The 21080-nt window shown below is 72.9% G+C and carries 20 protein-coding genes and 1 pseudogene; 11 read left to right on the plus strand and 10 right to left on the minus strand.

Going from position 1 to position 21080, the window contains the following annotated elements; genetic code table 11:
* Positions 1-5: 5 nt before the first annotated feature.
* Positions 6-533 (minus strand): helix-turn-helix domain-containing protein, encoded by a 528-nt coding sequence (locus J3486_RS16680; protein WP_207821093.1) that lies wholly within the window; start codon positions 531-533, stop codon positions 6-8.
* Between the two features lie 137 nt (positions 534-670).
* On the opposite strand from J3486_RS16680, the gene J3486_RS16685 reads away from it, so the two are divergent.
* A complete protein-coding gene (locus J3486_RS16685) occupies positions 671-1954 on the plus strand; it encodes a benzoate/H(+) symporter BenE family transporter (protein ID WP_207821094.1) in 1284 nt (427 codons plus the stop codon).
* Positions 1955-2133: 179 nt separating this feature from the next.
* Here the strand turns inward: J3486_RS16685 and J3486_RS16690 are convergent, their stop codons facing one another.
* The gene (locus J3486_RS16690) at positions 2134-2844 is read right to left on the minus strand and encodes a type 1 glutamine amidotransferase (protein ID WP_307804836.1); all 711 of its coding nucleotides are present in this window, start codon (positions 2842-2844) and stop codon (positions 2134-2136) included.
* A 123-nt stretch (positions 2845-2967) separates the two neighbouring features.
* Between J3486_RS16690 and J3486_RS16695 the strand changes: the two genes are divergently transcribed.
* From J3486_RS16695 to J3486_RS16705, 3 genes are read left to right on the plus strand one after another with little or no spacing between them, the layout of a single operon-like run.
* Complete coding sequence (locus J3486_RS16695) at positions 2968-3819, plus strand: fructosamine kinase family protein (RefSeq protein ID WP_207821095.1); 852 nt, start codon at positions 2968-2970, stop codon at positions 3817-3819.
* 42 nt (positions 3820-3861) lie between these two features.
* Positions 3862-4947 (plus strand): dihydrodipicolinate reductase, encoded by a 1086-nt coding sequence (locus J3486_RS16700; RefSeq protein ID WP_207821096.1) that lies wholly within the window; start codon positions 3862-3864, stop codon positions 4945-4947.
* Positions 4944-5429: a carboxymuconolactone decarboxylase family protein gene (locus J3486_RS16705; RefSeq protein ID WP_374194729.1), complete on the plus strand. Its 486-nt coding sequence runs from the start codon at positions 4944-4946 to the stop codon at positions 5427-5429. The genes J3486_RS16700 and J3486_RS16705 overlap by 4 nt, the downstream gene beginning before the upstream one ends.
* A 40-nt stretch (positions 5430-5469) precedes the next feature.
* Here the strand turns inward: J3486_RS16705 and J3486_RS16710 are convergent, their stop codons facing one another.
* Positions 5470-7107, minus strand: coding sequence for a GMC oxidoreductase (locus J3486_RS16710; protein WP_207821097.1), 1638 nt, complete (start codon positions 7105-7107; stop codon positions 5470-5472).
* Between the two features lie 135 nt (positions 7108-7242).
* Positions 7243-8028 (minus strand): SAM-dependent methyltransferase, encoded by a 786-nt coding sequence (locus tag J3486_RS16715; protein WP_207821098.1) that lies wholly within the window; start codon positions 8026-8028, stop codon positions 7243-7245.
* Between the two features lie 383 nt (positions 8029-8411).
* On the opposite strand from J3486_RS16715, the gene J3486_RS16720 reads away from it, so the two are divergent.
* Both J3486_RS16720 and J3486_RS16725 read left to right on the plus strand, forming a co-directional pair.
* On the plus strand, positions 8412-9248 hold the full coding sequence (locus tag J3486_RS16720; RefSeq protein ID WP_207821099.1) for a nitroreductase/quinone reductase family protein: 837 nt from the start codon (positions 8412-8414) through the stop codon (positions 9246-9248).
* A gap of 36 nt (positions 9249-9284) precedes the next feature.
* Positions 9285-9749, plus strand: coding sequence for a cupin domain-containing protein (locus J3486_RS16725; RefSeq protein WP_207821100.1), 465 nt, complete (start codon positions 9285-9287; stop codon positions 9747-9749).
* A 27-nt stretch (positions 9750-9776) separates the two neighbouring features.
* Here J3486_RS16725 and J3486_RS16730 read toward each other — a convergent pair whose 3' ends face one another.
* Entirely contained in the window at positions 9777-10739 is a 963-nt protein-coding gene (locus J3486_RS16730) for a D-2-hydroxyacid dehydrogenase family protein (RefSeq protein WP_307804837.1), read from the minus strand.
* Between the two features lie 102 nt (positions 10740-10841).
* Between J3486_RS16730 and J3486_RS16735 the strand changes: the two genes are divergently transcribed.
* Positions 10842-11129, plus strand: a complete 288-nt coding sequence (locus J3486_RS16735) for a Rho termination factor (RefSeq protein WP_229378102.1) — start codon at positions 10842-10844, stop codon at positions 11127-11129.
* 228 nt (positions 11130-11357) lie between these two features.
* Positions 11358-12218: pseudogene (locus J3486_RS16740) on the plus strand (family 16 glycosylhydrolase); the annotation flags it as partial.
* Positions 12219-12276: 58 nt separating this feature from the next.
* On the opposite strand, the gene J3486_RS16745 reads toward J3486_RS16740, so the two are convergent.
* On the minus strand, positions 12277-12984 hold the full coding sequence (locus J3486_RS16745) for a ribonuclease H (RefSeq protein WP_207821102.1): 708 nt from the start codon (positions 12982-12984) through the stop codon (positions 12277-12279).
* Positions 12985-13048: 64 nt separating this feature from the next.
* On the minus strand, positions 13049-13441 hold the full coding sequence (locus J3486_RS16750; RefSeq protein ID WP_207821103.1) for a nitroreductase/quinone reductase family protein: 393 nt from the start codon (positions 13439-13441) through the stop codon (positions 13049-13051).
* A gap of 321 nt (positions 13442-13762) precedes the next feature.
* Between J3486_RS16750 and J3486_RS16755 the strand changes: the two genes are divergently transcribed.
* Positions 13763-14644, plus strand: a complete 882-nt coding sequence (locus tag J3486_RS16755) for an endo alpha-1,4 polygalactosaminidase (RefSeq protein WP_374194731.1) — start codon at positions 13763-13765, stop codon at positions 14642-14644.
* A 106-nt stretch (positions 14645-14750) separates the two neighbouring features.
* Here the strand turns inward: J3486_RS16755 and J3486_RS16760 are convergent, their stop codons facing one another.
* Together J3486_RS16760 and J3486_RS16765 are read right to left on the minus strand one after the other, a co-directional pair.
* Complete coding sequence (locus tag J3486_RS16760) at positions 14751-16016, minus strand: hypothetical protein (protein ID WP_207821104.1); 1266 nt, start codon at positions 16014-16016, stop codon at positions 14751-14753.
* A gap of 76 nt (positions 16017-16092) precedes the next feature.
* A complete protein-coding gene (locus J3486_RS16765) occupies positions 16093-17427 on the minus strand; it encodes an LCP family protein (RefSeq protein ID WP_207821105.1) in 1335 nt (444 codons plus the stop codon).
* Positions 17428-17947: 520 nt separating this feature from the next.
* On the opposite strand from J3486_RS16765, the gene J3486_RS16770 reads away from it, so the two are divergent.
* Entirely contained in the window at positions 17948-18202 is a 255-nt protein-coding gene (locus J3486_RS16770) for a hypothetical protein (protein ID WP_229378103.1), read from the plus strand.
* Between the two features lie 92 nt (positions 18203-18294).
* Here J3486_RS16770 and J3486_RS16775 read toward each other — a convergent pair whose 3' ends face one another.
* On the minus strand, positions 18295-19254 hold the full coding sequence (locus tag J3486_RS16775; protein WP_207821106.1) for an SDR family oxidoreductase: 960 nt from the start codon (positions 19252-19254) through the stop codon (positions 18295-18297).
* 183 nt (positions 19255-19437) lie between these two features.
* Between J3486_RS16775 and J3486_RS16780 the strand changes: the two genes are divergently transcribed.
* Positions 19438-21060, plus strand: coding sequence for an FAD-dependent oxidoreductase (locus tag J3486_RS16780; protein ID WP_207821107.1), 1623 nt, complete (start codon positions 19438-19440; stop codon positions 21058-21060).
* Positions 21061-21080 lie beyond the last annotated feature (20 nt).

The raw sequence follows: 21080 nt of genomic DNA on the forward strand, positions 1-21080 counted from the left end.
CGGAACTAGCCCTTCGTATACCGCACGAAGAGGATCCCGTGGACCTCTCCGTGCGGTGCGCTGTACACGTGCGGCGCGTCGGCCGGCCAGTGCGCGTGGGCGCCGGGTCCCGCGGCCCGCAGCGCGTCGGGCGGGCCGACGACGGCGGTGCCGGAGAGCACCATCAGGCTCTCCGTGGTGCGGGCGACATGCGCGGCCGACTCCTGGACGGCGCCCTCGGCGATGGTGATCCGGAAGACGTCGGTGGCCGCGTCCGCGTCCTCGTACCGCTCGATCAGGACCGCGGTGACGGCGCTTCCGGAGACGCCCTCGGTGGCGCCGTGCGGCGGGTCGTCGAGGACCGCGCTGAGCGGGCGGCCGAGCACGGTGGTCAGGGCGTAGAGGGTCTCCAGGGTCGGATTGCGGCGGCCGCTCTCCAGTTCCGAGAGGGTGCCCTTGCCGACGCCCGAGCGGCGGGCCAGCTCGGACAGGGTGAGACCGGCGTCCTGACGCAGCCCCTTGAGCCTGCGTCCCACTTCGTCGTTCAGGCCCATCGCCGCGGCTCCCGCCCGTAGCTGAACAGCTGATCCCGTATCCGGTTGACGGGCCGTCGCCCGCGTCCCTAGTGTTCCACAAACAGAACGTTCCGTTTATGGAACACCTGCCGTACGCCCCTGAAGGTGATGCTCGTATGCCCCCGCCCCTCTCCCCGCTCGCCCGCATACGTGCCGTCGCCCCGCCCACGGCCGTCGCGGCGGGGCTCATCGCCGTGCTGGTCGGCGTGACGAGTTCGGCCGCGCTCGTGTTCACGGCGGCGCGGGCCGCCGGCGCGGACACCCGCGAGACGTCCTCGTGGATGCTGGCGATCGGCGTCGGCGTGGCCCTGCTCTCCGTCGGTCTGTCGGTGCGGTACCGGGCGCCGATCGTGACGGCCTGGTCGACGCCGGGTGCGGCGCTGCTGGCGACCAGCCTGGCCGGGGTGTCCATGGCGAAGGCCGTGGGCGCGTTCCTGTTCTGTGCGGTCCTGATGATCGTGAGCGGGGTGACGGGATGGTTCGCGAAGGCGATGGACCGTATCCCGGTACCCCTGGCGTCGGCGCTGCTCGCCGGTGTGCTGCTGCACTTCGGTACCGGCCTGTTCGCCGCCATGGACGGCAGTTTCGCCGTCGTCTTCCCCGTGTTCGCGCTCTATCTGCTGGCCCGGCGGCTGCTGCCCCGGTACGCGGTCCTCGTCGCGCTCGGCGCCGGCGTCGTCGCCTCGGTCCTGGCGGGCGGCTGGCATCTGGAGCGGATCCGGCTGTCGCTCGCGCAACCGGTGTTCACGACCCCGGCGTTCGACTGGAAGGTGTTGATCAGTGTCGGTGTGCCGCTGTTCGTCGTGACGATGGCGTCGCAGAACCTGCCCGGTGTCGCGGTGCTGCGCAACTCCGGCTACGACACTCCCGTCTCGCCGATGATGACGTGGATCGGCGTCGTGCAGGCGGTGCTCGCGCCGTTCGGGGCGTTCGGGCTGAATCTGGCGGCCATCACCGCCGCGATCTGCACCGGCGAGGAGGCGCACCCCGATCGCGGGCGGCGCTATCTCGCGGCCGTGTGGTCCGGCGTCTTCTATCTGTGCGTGGGACTGCTCGGCGCGACGGTGGTCTCGCTGCTGGCCGCGATGCCGCACGCGCTCGTCATGGCCGTCGCGGGCGTCGGTCTGCTCGCCACCATCGAGGCGTCCCTGGCCACGGCCCTGAGCGATCCGACGGCGCGCGAGGCGGCGGCGGTGACGTTCCTCGCCACCGCGTCCGGTGTGACGCTGCTCGGGATCGGCTCGACGTTCTGGGGCCTGCTCGCCGGGGCGCTGACCAGCTTCGTCGCATCGGCATGGCGGCCGGGTCGCAGGCCCGCACCGGTCCCGGCGCAGAGCGAGGCCGGCCCGGAGCGGCGCACCGGACACGGGCTGCGGCCCTCGCGGCGCGCAGCGAGCTGATCCCCTGCCGAGCGACGCCGTCGCAGGAGCGGGTCAGCCCCGACGCACCCCGGCGATCAGAGCCTGTCTTTGAACCCCCGTCGTCCGCCCGGAGGGCGGGCGCAGCGGCGGTCGGTGCGTGCGATCGTCGTGCGTCGTGCCGGGCGTCGGGGCGCAGGCGGGGGTTCAAAGACAGGCTCTCAGCCCCGGCACACCCCGGCGAACCGCTCCGTGAACACCGACCACGCCGCGACGGCCGCGTCCTCGTCGGCGGCGGCCCGCGCGTACAGGCGGTCGGGATCGACGCCCCGCGCCACCAGCCCGTCCCGGTCCCAGGCGGCGACCCTGTCGGCGCCCACCTCGGGATGGAACTGGACGCCCCACGCCCGCTCCCCCACCCGGAACGCCTGGTGGGGGCAGTCGGCACTGGACGCCAACCAGGCGGCGCCCGGCGGCAGTTCGGTGATGGCGTCGACATGCCGCTCGACGGCGGGCACCACCGGGCCGAGCCCGTGCAGCAGCGGATCACCGGCGGCCTCGGGACGCAGCCGGATGTCGGTGCTGCCGAACTCGGGCGTCCCGTGCTCGCCCTCGACGCTGCCGCCCGCGACCTGCGCGAGCATCTGCCCGCCGAGGCAGATCCCCAGCAGCGGGCTGCCGTCGTCGAGGGCCTGGGCGACGAGGCCCCGGGTGGCCGGGAGCCAGGGGGCGCGCGCGTCGTCGTCCGGGAGGTAGCCGCCCCCGAGCACCAGCAGCGGCCGCCCGTCGAGCGTCTCCGGCAGCGCCTGGCCCGCGTACGGGCGCACGACCTGTACGTCGAGTCCGGCGGCCCGCAGCCAGTCGCCGACCCGTCGGAGGCCGCCCGCGGGCGTGTGCTGCACCGCGAGCACGGCATCGCGTCCATTCGGCACTCTGCTCAACTCCCCAGGCTTACGGTCGCGTTGATCACCCTGCAGCAGATCAGGGCGCGGCCCGGCCCGTCAACGCCCCGGCCGTCCGCCGATCCCGGCGCCACCCCCTCTACGCTGAGCGGCATGTCCGACGCCTCGACCGTCGCGGAGCAGTTCACCCGGTTCCCCGCCACCGGCGAGCACCGGCTCTCCGCGCATCTCGCCGAAGTCACCCTCGCCGACGGGCGCACCGTGATCGCCAAGTCCGCCGACGATCCGGGCGCCGCGCGGGCGGAGGCGGCCGGGCTGCGCTGGCTCGCCGCGGCGGGCGCGGTGCGGGTGCCGCAGGTGCACGGGCACGACGGGCGCTGGCTGGTGACCGACCGGGTCGAGGCCGGGCGGGCGAGCGCCGAGGGCGCCGTGCGGTTCGGGCGGGCGCTCGCGCGGCTGCACGCCGCGGGCGCCCCCGCCTTCGGCGCGGCGCCGCCGGACGGGCCCGTCGACGCGTACATCGGGCTCGCGCCGATGCGCAACGAGCCGGGCGACACGTGGCCCGCCTGGTTCGCCGAGCATCGCGTGCTGCCCTATCTGCGGCGGGCCGTGGACGAGGGGACGCTGCGCCCCGCCGAGGCGAAGCCCGTCGAGCGGGTCTGCGAGGCGCTGCCCGAACTCGCCGGGCCCGCCGAGCCGCCCGCCCGGCTGCACGGCGACCTGTGGAACGGCAACGTCCTGTGGGACACCGACGGCGCCGCCTGGCTCATCGACCCGGCCGCGCACGGCGGGCACCGCGAGAGCGACCTGGCGATGCTGGACCTGTTCGGCGCGCCGCATCTCGGCGCGATCCTGGCCGGGTACCAGGAGGTCGCGCCGCTCGCCGACGGCTGGCGCGAGCGGATCCCGCTGCACCAGCTCTTCCCTCTGCTGGTGCACACGGTGCTGTTCGGGCGTGCATACGCGGAGCAGGCCGTCGCCGCCGCGCGCTCCCAACTGACGTGAAGACTCTATGAACTGACAGACCATCAGGTTACGCTCCGGCGCATGACTTCCACGGTGGTCTGGGGTACAGGCAACGTGGGCCGCGCGGCGATCCGGGCCGTCGCCGCCCACCCCGCGCTCGCCCTGTCCGGTGTGCTGGTGCACGACCCGGCGAAGGAGGGCCGCGACGCGGGCGCGCTCGCCGGGCTCGACGACGTCCTCGGGGTGGCGGCGACGACGGATGTCGAGGGGGTGCTCGCGGCACGGCCCGGTGCGGTCGTGTACGCGGCCTCCGGCGAACTGCGCCCCGACGAGGCGCTCACGGACATCTGCCGTGCGCTGCGCGCCGGGGCCGTCGTCGTCACGCCGTCCCTCTATCCGCTCTACGATCCGCCGAGCGCGCCGCCCGACTTCACGGACCCGGTGCGCGCGGCGATCGCCGAGGGCGGCGGTTCGCTGTTCGTGTCGGGGGTCGACCCGGGCTGGGCCAACGACGTGCTGCCGCTGCTCGTCAGCGGTCTCGGCACCCGCGTCGACGTCGTCCGCTGCCAGGAGATCTTCGACTACTCGACGTACGACCAGGAGGACTCGGTCCGGCATCTGGTCGGCATGGGGCATCCCATGGAGTACGAGCCGCTGATGCTCGCCGAGTCGGTGCCGACGATGGTGTGGGGCGGCCAGATCCGGCTGCTCGCCCGCGCTCTCGGGGTCCGGCTCGACGAGATCCGCGAGACGTCGGAGCGCCGCGCGCTGGAGAGCGACGTGACGACGGCGACGATGGGCGACTTCGCGGCGGGCACCCAGGGCGCGGTCCGGTTCGAGGTGCAGGGCGTCGTCGACGGGGACGTGCGCCTCGTCGTCGAGCACGTCACGCGCATCCACCCGTCCTGCGCGCCGGACTGGCCGTCGCCACCCGGCGGCGGGGCGGGTGCGCACCGCGTCGTCATCGAGGGCCGTCCGCACATCGAGGTGACCGTGCAGGCCACCGACGAGGGCGGCAACCACTCGGCAGGGGGCAACGCGACCGCGGTCGGCCGGCTGGTCGGCGCGATCGAGTGGCTGGCGGCGGCGCCGCCCGGACTCTACGACGCGCTCGACGTGCCCCTGCGTCCCGCGACCGGCCGGCTCGGAAGGAAGCAGCAGTCATGACCCTGCGCATCGACATACCGGACGACAACGAACCGATCCCGTACGTGTGGGGCGAGCTGGTGCCGGGGATCGGCCCCGCGGCCGCGCAGTTCTCGATGTCGGTCTACGACCACTCGACGCTCGGGCTGCGCGAGTTCGAGGCGGCGCGGCTACGGATCGCGCAGATCAACGGGTGTCTGTTCTGCCTGGACTGGCGGACCGAGCGGGACGGGGAGAAGGTCGAGGAGTCGTTCGCCGACGCGGTCACCGAGTGGCGCACCACGGTCGCCTTCGACGAGCGGACCCGGCTCGCCGCCGAGTACGCCGAGCGGTACGCGCTCGACCATCACGGTCTGGACGAGGAGTTCTGGCGGCGGATGACCGCCCGCTACAGCCAGCGCGAGATCGTGGAGCTGAGCATGGCCATCGGCTCGTGGCTGGCGTTCGGGCGGCTCAATCACGTGCTCGGTCTCGACGCGGTGTGCGTCCTGCCCAAGCCCTGACCCCCGTGCGGGCGGCGGTACCCGGGCAGGACGCGCCGGCTCACAGGTCAGTGGCGACGATGCGCGCGATGTTGCGCTCGGCGAGCGCCGTGATGGTCACGAACGGGTTCACGCTGGTGTTGCCCGGGATCAGCGCGCCGTCGATGACGTAGAGGCCCGAATAGCCTTGCAGGCGGCCGTAGTTGTCGGTCGCCTTGTTGAGGACGGCGCCACCCAGCGGGTGGTACGTGAGGTGGTCGCCCCAGATCTTGTACGTGCCGAAGAGGTCGGTGCGGTAGATGGTGCCCTCGGTCGCGTTGATCTTGTCGAAGATGGTTTTCGCGGCGTCGATCGACGTCTGTTTCCACGCCTTCTGCCAGTCGAGGTCGACACCGCCGGTCGTCGGGTTGTACGTGAACTGCGCGCGGTGCGGGGTCTTGGTGATCGACAGGTAGAACGACGCGTAGGTCTCGATGCCGGTCGGCAGCGGGGCGACCTCGGCGAAGGCGCCGCCCGCGGCCCAGTTGTCGATGCCGCCCGTGGGGATGGACGCCTGGAGCGCGCCGGTGGGGTCCCAGAGGTGGTTGGCGCGGCCGCACATGACGTTGCCGTTGTCGCCCCAGCCCTTGCCGATCTCGTCGTTGAGCGCGGGCAGGGCTCCGGTGGCCTTGAGCCGGGTGAGCAGTTTGCTGGTGCCGACGCTGCCCGCGGCGAAGAAGACCCGGTCCGCGGTGATCTCCTTGGTCGCGGTGGTGGCGCCGGTGGTGTCGAGCTGGTCGATGCGGACCGTGTACCCGCCGCCGGCCGCGGGGGTCACCGAAGTCACCTTGTGCAGCGCCGATATGACGACCCGTCCGGTTGCCTTCGCCCGCGCGAGATAGGTCTTCTGCAGCGTCTTCTTGCCGTAGTTGTTGCCGTAGAGGATCTCGCCGGCGAGCGCCGACTTCGGCACCGTCCCCGCGGCCTCCTGTTCCATGTAGTCCCAGTCGTACACGTCGGGCACGAACACGAACGGGAAGCCGGAGCGCTGCGCCTGCTTACGTCCGACGCGCGCGTACTGGTAGCAGTCGGTGGTGTCGAACCAGGCCGGGTCGATGGTGCCGGTGCCGAGGCCCGCGTTGGCGCGCGGGTAGTACGTGTCGTACATCTCGGCCGGGTCCACGGACGGCAGGATCGCCGCGAAGTTCTCCCGCTTGGGCGTGACCGCCATCCCGCCGTTGACCAGCGAGCCGCCGCCGACGCCGCGGCCCTGGTAGACGACGATCCCGGCGAACTCCTCGGCGTCGAGGATGCCGGTGTGGCGGGGGACGTCCTTGTCGATCGGGAAGCCGAGGAAGTTGCTGATCGGTTGTCTGGTTCTGGTCCGCAGCCAGAAGGATCTGTAGTCGGGCTGGGTGGTGTTGGCGAAGATCTTGCCGTCGCTTCCCGGGGTGTCCCAGGCCATGCCCATCTCCACCATCTGCACGTCGACTCCGGCCTCGGCGAGCCGCAGGGCGGCGACCGAGCCGCCGTAGCCGGTGCCGACGACGAGCGCGGGGACATGGGCGCCGTCGGCGACGGCGGCCGTGGCGGTACGGGGCTGGGCCGCCGCCGCACGCCCGGTCAGGGTCGCGGCACCGAGAAGAGAACTTGTTCCTACGAGGAATCCGCGGCGGGTCAGCCCGTTGCGGGCGACTTCAGGGCGGGTGGCATCGGTCATGTCCGGTTCCTCACTCTCGTTGGAGGGGGAACGAGTTCTACTGCCGAGCGCTTGTGAAGTCGATGAAAACCCACGGGTAATCACAGTCCGTTTCCAGCCTGATTCTCCCGATCTTGAGGGCCCGCGCCCCGGGGGTCAGGGAATCCGCGCGACGGCCCCGTAGACGCCGCTGGCGGTGTCCTCGGGGTCGGGCGCGTCCTCGCCCCGGTGCCACTCGGAGACCATGACCAGGCCCGGGCCGACGAGGTCGAGTCCCTCGAAGAAGCGGGCGACCTCCTCCCACGTGCGCAGGGCGAGCCGGATGCCCGCCTTCTCGTACGCCTCGTCGACCTGCCGGGACAGGTCGGGGGCCCAGTCGGAGGAGGCGTTGGTGAGGACGAGATGGCTGCCCGACGGCAGAGCCGAGACAAGCCCGCGCACGATGCCGTACGGGTCCTGGTCGTCGGTGACGAAATGCAGCAGCGCGATCAGGGACAGGGCGACGGGCCGGTCGAAGTCGAGCACCGTGCGTGCGTGCTCGAGGATGGCGTCGGGCTCGCGCACATCACCCATGATGTAGTCGGTGGCGCCCTCGGGGGTGCCGCCCAGGAGCGCCTGCGCGTGCCGCAGCACGAGGGGGTCGTTGTCGGTGTAGACGACCCGAGCTGACGGCAGGACGCTCTGCGCTATCTGGTGCACGTTCGGAGCGGTGGGGATGCCCGTGCCGATGTCGAGGAACTGGTCGACGCCCTGTCCCGCGAGCCAGGCGACGGCGCGCTGCATGAACTCCCGGTTCTGCCGGGCGGCGTCGCGGGCGAGCGCGGGCAGCTTGCGGCCGACGGCCTCGTCGACCGGATAGTTGTCCTTGCCGCCGAGCAGCCAGTCGTAGACACGGGCGGGGTGCGCCCTGCTGGTGTCGATGCGGGATGCGGATGACGTCATGGGCGGGCTCCTTCGTCGCGAGGCGGGGTTTTCCGGGGGTGATCCGCCGGCAGTCTGCCACGCCAACTCCCCGTCATGATCGCTGCGTTGGGAATGTCTCCGGACACGGACTTGGCAGCGGGCCGTGTCGTCTGTTTCCATGACGGCGGTGCCGCGTGGCCCCGGCCAAAGAGAAATGGGCCGGCCGGACGCCGGGCGAGCACCCTGTCACTCAGGGACGACCCCATGAGTTCTTTCACCGCGCGGCACCGACCGCGACGTGTGCGCGCCGTCTGATCTCCGCCTCGGCCTCACGCCCACCGCCTTCCTTCGGCATCGCCTTTTTGCCGCTTTCCTCGTTCCGTTCCGGCCGCGCGCCGTTCTGTCTGGAGATCCGACTCCGCATGCCCGAAACACCTTCTTCCGCCCTCCCCCACCGCACCTCAGGTCAACTGCTGCTCACCACGACGGGGGCCCGCTCGGGCCGCCCGCACACCGTTCCGCTCGGCTGCGTCCGGCACGCGGGCCGGCTGCTCGTCGTCGCCTCGAACCTCGGCTCCGACCGGCATCCGGACTGGTACCACAACCTGCTGGCCCGCCCCGTCGTGACCGTCGAGGCCGACGGCGAGACCTTCCAGGCCGTGGCGCTGCCCGCACAGGGCGCCCGCCGCGACGCCCTCTTCGCGGCCGTCGTCCGCGCCGCTCCCGGGTACGCCGTCCACCAGGCGGCCACCTCCCGCACCCTCCCGGTGGTGATCCTCGACCGCCCCGCGACGAAGGCGACCACGACGGTGACGACGCTCGCCGGGAAACTGCTCCAGGTGCACATCTGGCTGCGCGAGCAGCTGGAGCGCGTACGCGAGGAGACCGATGCGCACTTCGCCTCACCGGACGCCTCGGTGCCGGGCCTCGGGCTGCAGATCCGGCAGCACTGTCTGGCGTTCTGCCAGTCCCTGGAGTTCCACCACGACAGCGAGGACGGGCACCTGTTCCCCGGGATCGCCCGGTGGCACCCGCGGTTGGCGGACGTCTTCGAGCGGCTGCGCGCCGAGCACGTCGAGGTGGCCCGCATCCAGCGGTCCCTGGCGGCCCTCCTCGACGACGTGGCGAACGCCGACCCGCGTGCCTTCCGCACGGAACTCGACCGGATGACGAAGGAACTGACCGCGCACCTCGACTACGAGGAGGAACACCTGCTGCCCGTGCTCACCGACGTGCCGTGGCCCCCGCGGGGCGCCTAGGCTCGCGGTGACGACGATCCTTCGGGAGGAGCCCCCTTGCGTGACTGGCAGACCGAGCTCGGCCTCGAACCGCACGGCGAGGGCGGCCACTTCCGGCGGATCTACACGGCCCCCGGGCAGATCGCGACCCCGCACGGCCCGCGCGCGGCCGCCTCGTCGATCTACTACCTGCTCGACGAGCGGCAGCCGCGCGGGCTGCTGCACCGCAATCGCAGCGACATCCTGCACTTCCTGATCGACGGCGGCCCGCTGGAGTACGTCACCGTCGACCGGGAGGGCACGCTCTCGCGCACCCTGCTCGGGCCGGACGACGAGCGGTTCCTGCTGGTGCCGGGCGGCTGGTGGAAGGCGTCACGCCTGGTGGGGCCGGCCCGGCTCGGGCTGGTGGCCGAGGTGGTCACGCCCGGGTTCGACTACGCGGACCACGAGTTCGCGACGGCCGCGGTGCTCGACGCGTTCCCCGGCCTCAGTGACGTACTGGAAGAGTTCGTACGCCGCTGAGGCCGCGGGGACGACGGGCCTTCGCCGTCAGCCGAGGATGCGCACCGGGCTGCCCGCCACATACGCCTCGATGTCCTCGACGGCGCCACGGAAGTACCCCTCGTAGTTGCGGCGGGTGACATAGCCGAGGTGCGGCAGGCCGAGGAAGTTCGGCGCGGAGCGCAGCGGGTGGTCGAGCGGGAGGGGTTCGGCCTCGAAGACGTCGCTCCCCGCGCCCGCGATCCAGCCCTCGTTCAGGGCCTGGACCAGGGCGTCCTGGTCGACGATCGCGGCGCGCGAGGTGTTGACCAGGTAGGCGGTGCGGCGCATGCGCTTCAGCTCGGCGGCGCCGATCAGGCCGCGGGTGCGCTCGCTCAGCACGAGATGCACGGAGACGAAGTCGCTGGTCTCCAGGAGTTCCTCCTTGGAGGCGGCGAGGCTCGCCCCCGCCTCGGCGGCGCGCTCCTCGGTGAGGTTCCGGCTCCAGGCGGTCACGTCCATGCCGAAGGCCGCGCCGACCCGGGCGACCTTGGTGCCGATCTTCCCGAGCCCGAGGAGTCCGAGGCGGCGGCCGTGCAGATCGGCGCCGAGCGTGGACTGCCAGGGGCCGCCCGCGCGCAGGCTGTCGTTCTCGGTGACGACACCGCGGGCGAGGCCGAGCAGCAGGGCCCAGGTGAGTTCGGCCGGCGGCTCGGAGTTGCTGGGGGTGCCGCAGACCGTGACGCCGTGCGCGGCCGCGGCGGCCAGATCGATGGCGGCGTTGCGCAGGCCCGAGGTGATCAGCAGGCGCAGCCGGGGCAGCCGGGCGAACAACTCGGCCGGGAACGGGGTGCGTTCGCGCATCACGACGACGATCTCGCAGTCGGCGATCTCGGCCACGAGGCTGTCGTGGTCGGGGATGTACCGGTCGAGGAAGCGGACGTCGACCCGGCCCGCGAGGCTCTCCCAGTCGGCCAGCTCCCCGGCGACGTTCTGGTAGTCGTCCAGCACGGCGCAACGCAGCGTGGTCACCGGTACTCCCTGTTCACTCGGCTCATGTGATCGCCGAGCACCCTAGTACGGCGCTCGTGTGGCGGTCGTGCCGCACCCGGGGTACCCAGGAAGGAGCAGCTCATGACCCGACCCCCACGGGAGGTGGCGGCTGTGCCCCGAGCGCAGATCAAGGACGAGAAGACGTATCAGGCCCTGCGACGGGAGGGGGCGAGCAAGGAGAAGGCGGCCCGGATCGCCAATGACGCGGCCCGATCGTCACGCTCCGCTACCGGCCGCAAGGGCGGAAAGGCGGGCGCGTACGAGGACCGGACGAAGGACGACCTGTACCGCGAGGCCAGGAAGATCGGCATCGACGGACGCTCGCAGATGACCAAGGACGAGCTCATCAAGGCGCTGCGCGACCACTAGCGCGAACCTCTCCCGAGCCCCGGACGCCCCTGGCGTCCGGGGCTCTTCGTCGTGCCCGACGGAATGCCGTGGGGCGGAAGTCGGTACGGACGAATCCCTTGACGCCTCTTCCACGCACCCCTTAAATCAACCCTTGAACTCATCGCACCACGCGCACCTCCCTTGTCTTCACTTTCTGGCGTGTCAGAGACAGGCACGATCCCCCTACCCGAAGTGACGTGATGCCTCATGCGCAGTTCACACCGTTCCCGCAGCGCCCTGCGCCGCAGGATTCCCCTGGGCGCGGCCGCGCTCCTGTGTCTCGGCGCGGGGCTCGTCCCCGCCGCGAACGCCGCGAACGCCGATGCCGCGAAGGCGGCCGCGGTCACCTTCTCCGACGACTTCGACGGGCCCGCGGGCTCGGCGGTCGACGGCTCGAAGTGGCAGATCGAGACCGGCGACAACGTCAACAACCACGAACGGCAGTACTACACGGCGGGCAACGCGAACGCGGCGCTCGACGGCCAGGGCCATCTGGTCATCACGGCCCGCAAGGAGAACCCGTCCAACTACCAGTGCTGGTACGGGACGTGCCAGTACACGTCGGCGCGGCTCAACACGTCGGGGAAGTTCTCCACGACGCACGGGCACGTCGAGGCGCGGATGAAGATACCCCGCGGGCAGGGCATGTGGCCCGCGTTCTGGATGCTCGGCGACGACATCGGATCGGTCGGCTGGCCGAACTCGGGCGAGATCGACGTGATGGAGAACGTCGGCTTCGAGCCGTCCACGGTGCACGGCACGATCCACGGCCCCGGCTACTCGGGCTCGGGCGGGATCGGCGCGGCGTACTCGCTGCCGGGCGGCCAGGCGTTCGCCGACGACTTCCACACCTTCGCCGTGGACTGGTCACCGAACCAGATCAAGTGGTCGGTGGACGGCACCGTGTACCAGACGCGGACCCCGGCCGACGTGGGCGGCAACCAGTGGGTCTTCGAGAAGCCGTTCTTCGTGATCCTGAATCTGGCGGTGGGCGGCTACTGGCCGGGGGATCCGGATGGCAGCACCCAGTTCCCGCAGCAGCTGGTCGTCGACTACGTCCACGTCTCGAACGGCTGAGACGACGCACGCGTGAGGGCCCGCCGCACCGGCGGGCCCGCATCCGCGCTCAGGCCGACTCGCGGCACTCCGGGTGGCCCCAGCCGTCGGGGTTCTTGGCGATCTGCTCACCGGCGGCGTACGAGCGGCCGCAGCGGCAGCGGCCGGGGAACTTCGCCTTCAGGGTGCGCGAGGACGACGAGGAGGCCGAACCGCTCGCGCCACCGCTCGATCGCCGGGCCGTCTTCGGGCGGGCCGGCTTGGCCGACGAGGGCGCCGACGGCGGCGGCTCCGGGGAGCCAAGGGCGCTGCCCGCGTCCTGCTGGACGACCGCGGCCTGGCTGGCGGCGCGGTCCGCGAAGTCGTTGAGCGGGTCGCCGTCGACCTGGTGGGCGGGCACGTACGTGAACTCGACCTTGCGCCCCTGGAGCAGTTCGTCGATGCGGGCGACGAGCTCCTGGTTGGCGACCGGCTTGCCCGACGCGGTCTTCCAGCCCTTGCGCTTCCAGCCCGGCAGCCACGTCGTGACCGCCTTCATCGCGTACTGGGAGTCCATCCGGACCTCCAGCGGGACATCCACCGGGACCGTACGCAACAGCCGCTCCAGGGCGGTGAGTTCGGCGACGTTGTTCGTCGCGGTGCCCAGCGCACCGGCCTCCCACTGGACGACCTTCTCGTCGCCGTCGGCGATGACCCAGGCCCAGCCGGCGGGCCCGGGGTTTCCTTTGGACGCGCCGTCACACGCGGCGATCACACGTTCTGCCATGCCCCCGATCATGCCAGGGCCCGGAACCGATCCCGTACAGCTGTCGTGTCCACGCTCAGTTCGGGCGGTGTCGCGGTCAGTCCAAGTCGACACGGATGGTGAGAAGTTCGGTGCCCAGGGCGCGTACGGCGGCGCTGTTGAGGAAGGGCAGCGTCTTCAGGCGGGCCCGGGCGTCGTCGTCCGGCAGGAGGTGGGCGACACCGTGGTACCAGCGGCCGCGGATCCTGACCCGCACCTTCGGGTCGGCCTGGATGTTGCGCACGTACTGGGACTTGAGGCCGAACTCCGAGACGATCCAGAACGAGTCGCCGATGCGCCGCCCGCCGACCGGGGTGCGCCGGGGCTGCCCCGAGACCCGGCCGGTGGTCTCCACGATCATCTGCCCCGGCAGTCTCCTGGTCAGCGGATTGGCGATCCGGCGCTGGAACGTGGTGACGAGCCGGTGTTGCGTGTACTGATCACGGGCCATGCCCCCGCACTGTAGTCGCCCGCGGCCGGATCGGACATGGGTCGATCATCGTCCGGCGCGCGGCAGAAGGAAGCCCCGACCGTGACGGGGGACCACGGCCGGGGCGGCTCAGGGTGGGCACGGATGGCGGTCGCCTCTCGGCGGGGGGCTCCGCAGGGCTTCAGCCGAACGATCTTCCCTGCGGGCAATAGGTGAGGCCCGGGGACACTGTTCCATCCGTGTCCACGGTGGGTTCAACGGGCAAGGCCCGCACATTGTTCCCGGCGTTGCCGGAGCGGGGCGTGAGGTGGGTCACGGCCCGGCGGCTCATAGAGTGCCGGGGTGATCTGCGCCCCGCTCGCCCACCGGTCGTCCGTCGGGCTTCCCCTCGGTCTCCCCTTCTGCCTCCGCCTCGTTCTCGCCGCTGCGCTCCTCCTGTTGGCCGCGTGCTCCCCCGGCTCCTCCTCTGCCCCTTCCGCTTCCTCTTCGGACGGCGGCGCGCGGCACGTCGTCCGTCCGACGCCGAACGTCGGCTTCGACTACCAGATCGGCGGGGCGTACCGGCCGCCCGCCGGGGTGCGGGCCGTCTCCCGCGACCGGGGCGCGGCACCCGCGAAGGGCCTCTACAACGTCTGCTACGTCAACGCGTTCCAGGCCCAGCCGGACGCGCTGCGCCGATGGCAGCGCGACGATCCCGATCTGCTGCTGCGCGACGCGCACGGGAAGCTCGTGATCGACGAGGACTGGGACGAGGCCCTGTTCGACATCTCCACTCACGCCAAGCGGACCCGGCTCGCGACCATCGTCGGCCGCTGGGTCGACGGGTGCGCGGACGACGGTTTCCAGGCGGTCGAGCCGGACAACCTCGACTCGTACGCGCGCTCGCACGGCCTGCTCGACGCCGCGGACGCCGCCGCCTTCGCGCGGCTCGTGGCGGAGCGGGCCCACGCGGCGGGCCTCGCGGTCGGCCAGAAGAACACCACCGACCTCCTCCCGAAGCGCGCCGCCATCGGCTTCGACTTCGCCGTCGCCGAGGAGTGCGGGCGCTACGACGAGTGCGGCGCGTACGCGGCGGCGTACGGCGGCCGGGTCTTCGCCGTCGAGTACCGCAGCGCGGACTTCGCCCGGGCCTGCCGCGCCTGGGGCAAGCGTCTGTCGATCGTATTGCGGGACATGGACGTGCGGCCCGCGGAAGCGAAGGGGTATGTGCGCCGGGCGTGCTGAGACCCGTGCGCCATGGGCCTCGGAGCCTGTCTTCGAACCCCCGCCGTCCGCCCGGAGGGCGGGGGTTCGAAGACAGGCTCTCAGCGCGCTCTCCGCGCCGTCTCCCCTAACCCGCGGCGGATGCCGCTCCCAGTGCCTCCAGGCGGCGCCGGATCGCTTCGAGCGCGCCGGGGCGGCGGCCCTCGACCTGGCGGCGCAGGGCCGTGAGGGCGGCGGCGTGCGCACGGGCGGCGGCCGGGTCGGCGAGCTGTTCCCACTGGTGGTGGGCACGGTCGACGGCCGCCTCGACGTCCTCGTCGGTGGCCGACTCGCCGCGGGCGAGGCGGGCCCGGGCGACCTCGGTCCACAGCGTGCAGCTGCGGCTCGGGTCCTGCGCGAGACGGGCCAGGTCGGCGCGTACCTCCAGCCAGTGGATGGCCTGCGGGGATCCCGCCCCGTGGGCGCGCAGCGCGGTGCGCTCCCAGTGCTGCGCGATGGCGGCGGCCTCGTCGTGTCGTCCGGCCTGCGCGGCGGCCAGCATCGCGGGGTGGGGGTCCTCGACGGGCGCGGCGGCGGGCGGCGCGGCCGGGACGGGCGGGATGGGCGGGATGGACAGGGGCGGGCCGGCGGCCGGCGGCGCCGGGGCGGCGGGGCGGGCCGCCGGGACGGGGGCGGGCGTCGCGGTCCCGGTCCCGGCCCCGGCCCCGGCCCCGGCCCCGGCCCCGAACGTCGTGTCCATCGCCAGGTACAGGGCGTCCACCGGAGCCGAGTGCTTGACCGCCGTCTCGTGCAGGTGGGGCAACTCGGGGCGGGCCCCGGTGCGCCAGACGTCCGCGTACGTCTTGAGGTACGCGGAGGTCAGGACCGTACGGCGCGGGGGTGGCGGAGCGACACGGCCGAACAGACGGATTCCGTGGCCGAGGCCGACGCCGCCGGCGCGCACGTGCTGCCAGGCGCTCGGGTCGGCCACGAGGTCGAGGACGACGGTCGTGGTGTGCGGGCGGCGCAGAGCGAGCTCGCCGGTCAGCCAGTGCCAGGGAAGTGCCGTGTAGCGCAGGGTCGATGGGGTGGTGCGGGCCAGCGCCAGATGGAGCAGGCGCTGGCGCGGGTCGAGGTGGAGCTGCCCGGTGACGTACACGTACAGGGGGCCCGGCAGGGCGGCGGCGGTACGTATGCGGGTGAGCACGGCCTGCGGGTCGACCGGGTCGGCGAGTTCGACGACGGTGGCCGCCGCCGTGCCGGTGAGCGCGCTGGGCGGGACCGCGGCGAGCGCGGGCAGCACTGCGGGCGCGTCGATGAGACACCCCTTCCCGGCGGGGGCGGCCGCGAGCAGCAGCGCGGTCCCCGGCTCGGCGGGTTGTGCCTGGTTGTCGCCTTGCGCATTGATCACCACGAGAGCACGGTAACCGGAATCCGCACCCTCGGGTGACCGCACACCGGACCCCAACTGGTCCGGCTACGGGTGGTTTTCAGCCTCTTTCGCCCGCCGGGTGCGGACAGCGCAGCGTGTCCCCGGTGACGGGGGCGCCCTCCACCATGCTGCGGTCGTACGTCACGCGCGTCACACCGCGGTCCGCGCTGCCGACGACCACCCGGAACACGGGTCCGGTTCCGGCCACGGGGCGCAGCTCGGCACCCGGTAGCGCGGCCGCCAACGAGGGTGCGTACCGGGCGCGTTCGGGCTCGTAGGTGACGACGGTCGGGCCGCTCGGCCGGGCGCCCGGGGCCGCGGTCGGGGTCACGTCGAAGCCGCTGGCGCGCAGGGCGTCGGCGATGCGCGGGTCGTCGACGGCGACCCGGGTCTCGGACGGCGGCATGCCCACGGGCACGGCCCCGTCGGACGGGAACAGGCCGATGAGCGGCCGGTCGGCACGGAGCGCGGCGAACATCTGCTCCGCGCGCCGCTCGTCCCAGAGCAGCGAGGACCCCCACTGCGGCACGCGGTGGTCGAAGTCGGAGACGGGGACGGTCGCGAACTCGGCCTGTTCCGGGGCGAGTTCGCGCAGGGACCGGGCCAGCGAGACGAGGGTCCGTGCGTCGGTGTGGCCGTCGGTACGCACCTGGGCGAGCAGGGCGCGGGCGGTGCGGGCGGCGGCGACCGGGTTCCGGAAGAGTCCGGCGTCGGTCATCCGCGCCAGCATGCCGAGCAGCAGCTTCTGTTGGCGGCGTACGCGGCCCAGGTCGCCCGGCGGAAGGAGGTGGCGGGCGCGGACGTAGCGCAGGGCGTGCCGGCCGTCGAGGGTGTGGGTGCCCGCGGGCAGTTCCAGGCCGGAGTTCTCGTCGGTGAGCGGCACGTCGGTGCATACGTCGGCGCCGCCCAGATCGTCGACGGCCGCGGCGAACCGGCGGAAGTCGGTCTCCAGGTAGTGGTCGATGTGGAGTCCGGTGGCGCGTTCCACGGTGCGGACGGTGAGGTCGGCGCCGCCGTGCGCGTACGCGCCGTTGATCTTCCCGCTGTGGGCGGGGTGGTCGTGCGGGGCGAACGGCACGTAGGAGTCGCGGGGCAGCGAGACGATGCTGAGCCGGTGCCCGTCGGCGGCGAGGTGGACCAGCATCAGGACGTCGGTGCAGCCGCACTCCTGGCCGCCGACGTGCAGCCGGTCGATCTCCTCGCGGGTCAGGTCGCTGCGCCGGTCGAGGCCCGCGACGAGCAGGTTGGTGCCGGTGCCGAGTCCGGCCGCCGCGCCGTCGCCCGGGGCGGGTGCGGGGCCGGGGTCGGCACCGGCGAGCCCGCCCCAGGCGCACGCCGTGGTCAGAAGGGTGGCGGCCAGGACGTGGTGGCGACGGGGGCGGTGGGGACGCATGGATGTACCTCTGCGGGGAGCGGCCGGGGACGGGGGACGCGTGACGGCTGAGGACGTATGTGTCCCGTCGCGCCCCTCGCGTCCCGCCCGCCCGCGGTGATTCACCGATTCACCGGCGTGCCCGGGGCCCGTTCCTCACCCGGACGGCGTCAGCCGCCACAGCGAGGTGAACTCGGCGGCGCGTGCGGCCCGCAACAGGTCGACACCGGTCCCGGGCACGCGGATGCCCGGGACCGGTGTCGACCTGTCCCGCGACGCGCAGCCCCGCCGCGGCGAAGGCGTCGAGCAGGCCGGCGCGGCAGCGCAGGCCCAGGTGTGCGGCCAGGCCGGCGTGGATCAGCCGGCCCTCGCCGCCCGGCGCCAGGTGGTCCGCGAGCCCGTCGAGAAAGCCGCGCGGCATGCGGCTGCCCGGGTCGTATCGGGCGCGTGTGCGCCGCGCCGCGGTCGCGCCTGGATGAACGGGCCGATGCTCGTACGGCGGCGACATGCGGCGGCGCGCCGTCACGAGGAAGCTGGGCGCATGAACGCAGAAGAAGGCCTGGGCGGCCTGGGCGGATACCCCACCGTCGTCGTGCACGCGGCCCAGCCCGGCGGGCGCAGGGTCCACATCAACGGCGAGGACGCGGGTCTGGCGACCTCGCTGGCCGACGTCGTGGAGTTCCTGCGCCGCGCCGGCCTGGAGGACGCGCCGCTCGACGATCCGAACGTCGTGGAGTGGCGCGGCGGCGGCAGCGGCCTCTGGCCGGCGCGCGTCGTCGACCCGGACGACTATTAGGCCGTGCCCGCCGGGTCGTGTCCCACCCTGGTGACCAGCGGTACCCGGAGGTGTCGGCCGGCTTGCCCGCCGGGTCGGGTCCGCCCTGGTGACTAGCGGTACCCGGAGGCGTCGGCCGGCTTGTCCGCGTCCTGCACCTCCACCAGGTACCGCCAGCAGTCCGGCCGGCTGCCGTCGAGATCGGTGAAGCCGTAGACCCGGGCGAGGCCGCCGCTGGACTGGGAGGTCCCGTTGAACCGGGCCACGTCAGGGTCGGCGGCGAGCGCCGCGACGGCACGGCCCGTGTAGCGCGGTGTCTCGGAGATGGCGAAGTGCGGCTGCGCCGTGAGCGCGTCGCGCCAGGTCTCCTCGGTGACCTCGAACGCGTCGAGCATCATCTCCGAACGCATCCAGCCGGGCGTGAGCGCCACGGCCGTCGCGCCGCGCGGGCCGAGTTCGTGGCCGAGCGCGAACGCCATGCGCAGCACGGAGCTCTTGGCGAGGTCGTAGAAGAAGGAGTTGCGGTAGTTCACCGCGTTGTACTCGGCGGTGCCGTCCGTCATCTCGACGACCAGTCCGCCGGGCGTGCGCAGCAGCAGAGGCAGTGCGAAGTGGCTGGTGATGGCGTGCGTCTCGACGGCGAGGCGGAGCAGCCGCAGCCCCTTGTCGAGGTCGTGCTCCCAGACCGGGTCGTCCCAGCCGAAGAGGTGCTCGCCGCCCCAGATGTCGTTGACGAGGACGTCGAGGCGGCCCTGTTCGGCGTCGATGCGCTCGACGAGGGCGCGCACCCGCTCCGGTTCGAGGTGGTCGGTGGGGACGGCGATGCCCCGGCCGCCCGCCGCGCTCACCAGGTCGGCGGTCTCCTCGATGGTCTCGGGGCGGTCGTACTCGGAGCGCCGTTCGCGTGTGGTGCGTCCGGTGACGTACACGGTGGCGCCGGCCGCGCCCAGTTCCACGGCGATGCCGCGGCCCGCGCCGCGCGTGGCGCCCGCGACGAGGGCGACCCTGCCCCGCAGCGGCCGCTCCCCCGCCCCGCCCTGCTCCTGCTCCTGCTGTTCCCGCTGCTCCGACATGGGCTGCCCTTTCGTGTCGATCCACCCGGTTCACTCCGAGCATCCCCGCGAATCCCGACACCTTCTGTCTGCCTTCCCGTGCCCTGTCGTGCGATCACACCCGACATGCCCGATTTGATACCCCCACGGGTACAGCTGATACCCTCGGGGGTATTGATGCCGAGGTGGGACCCGGAGGTTCTCGTGAAGGTCGTGATCGTCGGTAGCGTGGCGGGCGGCATGTCCGCGGCGACACGGTTGCGTCGGCTGGACGAGCAGGCGGAGATCGTCGTGCTCGAGCGCGGCGCCCATGTCAGCTACGCGAACTGCGGCCTGCCCTATTTCCTGGGCGGTGTCATCGAGGACCGCGACGCCCTGCTCGTACAGACGCCCGAGGCGCTGCGCGTCCGGTTCCGGATCGACGTACGGGTGCGCAGCGAGGCCGTCGCCGTGGACACGGCGGCGCGGACGGTGACGGTGCGCGACCTCGACGGCGGGGCGGAGTACACCGAGGTCTACGACCGTCTGGTGCTCAGCCCCGGAGCCCGGCCGTTCGTGCCCCGACTGCCCGGCGTGGAGAGGGCGTTCACCCTGCGGGACGTGTCGGACACCGACCGGATCTCGGGCGAGCTGGCGGCGGGCGCGGGCTCGGCCGTGGTCGTCGGCGCCGGGTTCATCGGGGTGGAGGCGGCGGAGAACCTGCGCCACCGCGGTCTGGACGTGACGCTCGTGGAGCTCGCCGATCAGGTGCTGCCGCCGCTCGACCCGGAGATGGCCGCACCGCTCGCCGCCGAGCTGCGCGCGGGCGGCGTCGACCTGGCCCTCGGCACTCAGCTCAAGGAGGTGCGGGAGCACGACGTCCTCCTGGACGACGGCCGGACCGTCCCCGCCGACCTGGTCCTCATGGCGATCGGCGTCCGCCCCGACGTGGACCTGGCGCGCGCCGCGGGCATCGCGATCGGCCCGCGCGGCGGCATCGCCGTCGACGACAGCGGCCGCACCAGCGACGAGGCCGTCTACGCGGTGGGCGACGCCGCCGAGAAGCGCGACGCCCTCAGCGGCGAGAGCACCCTCGTCCCGCTGGCCAACCTCGCCAACCGGCACGGACGGCTCGTGGCCGACGCCATCGCCGGGCGCCCGGTGTCGGCGCGGCCCGCGACCGGCACCGCGGTCGTCCAGGTCTTCGGCCTGACCGCGGCGGCGACCGGGTGGAACGAGAAGCGGCTGCGCGCGGCGGGCCGCCCGTACCAGGCACTGCACCTGCACCCCGGTTCGCACGCGGGCTACTACCCGGGCGCCTCCCCCATCGCGCTCAAGGTCCTCTTCGACCCGCGGGACCTGTCCATCCTCGGCGCGCAGGCGGTCGGCGCGGACGGCGTCGACAAGCGCGTCGACGTGCTGGCCACCGCCATCGCGGGCGGACTCACCGCGCCCGAACTCGCCGATCTGGAGCTGGCGTACGCGCCGCCGTACGGCTCGGCGAAGGACCCGGTGAACATGGCGGGGATGATCGCCGAGAACCTGGTCACCCGTACCGACCGCACCGTCCAGTGGCACGAGCTGGAGGCCGTCCGGGAAGCGGGGGCCGCGCTCGTCGACGTCCGGACGGCGGCCGAGCACGCCCGGGGCGCCATCCCGGGCGCGGTGAACATCCCGTTGGACGAGCTGCGCGAGCGGGCGGCCGAACTGCCCGAGGGCGATCTCGTCGTGCACTGTCAGGTCGGTCTGCGCGGCCACACAGCGCTGCGACTGCTCGCCGGAATCGGCCGGGACGCCGCCAACCTCGACGGCGGGTACGCCACCTGGTCGGCGGGCCGGGCCGCCTGACCCGGCTCGCGCACGACGCT

This window comes from Streptomyces sp. VRA16 Mangrove soil (assembly GCF_017377775.1).
Classification (GTDB): domain Bacteria; phylum Actinomycetota; class Actinomycetes; order Streptomycetales; family Streptomycetaceae; genus Streptomyces.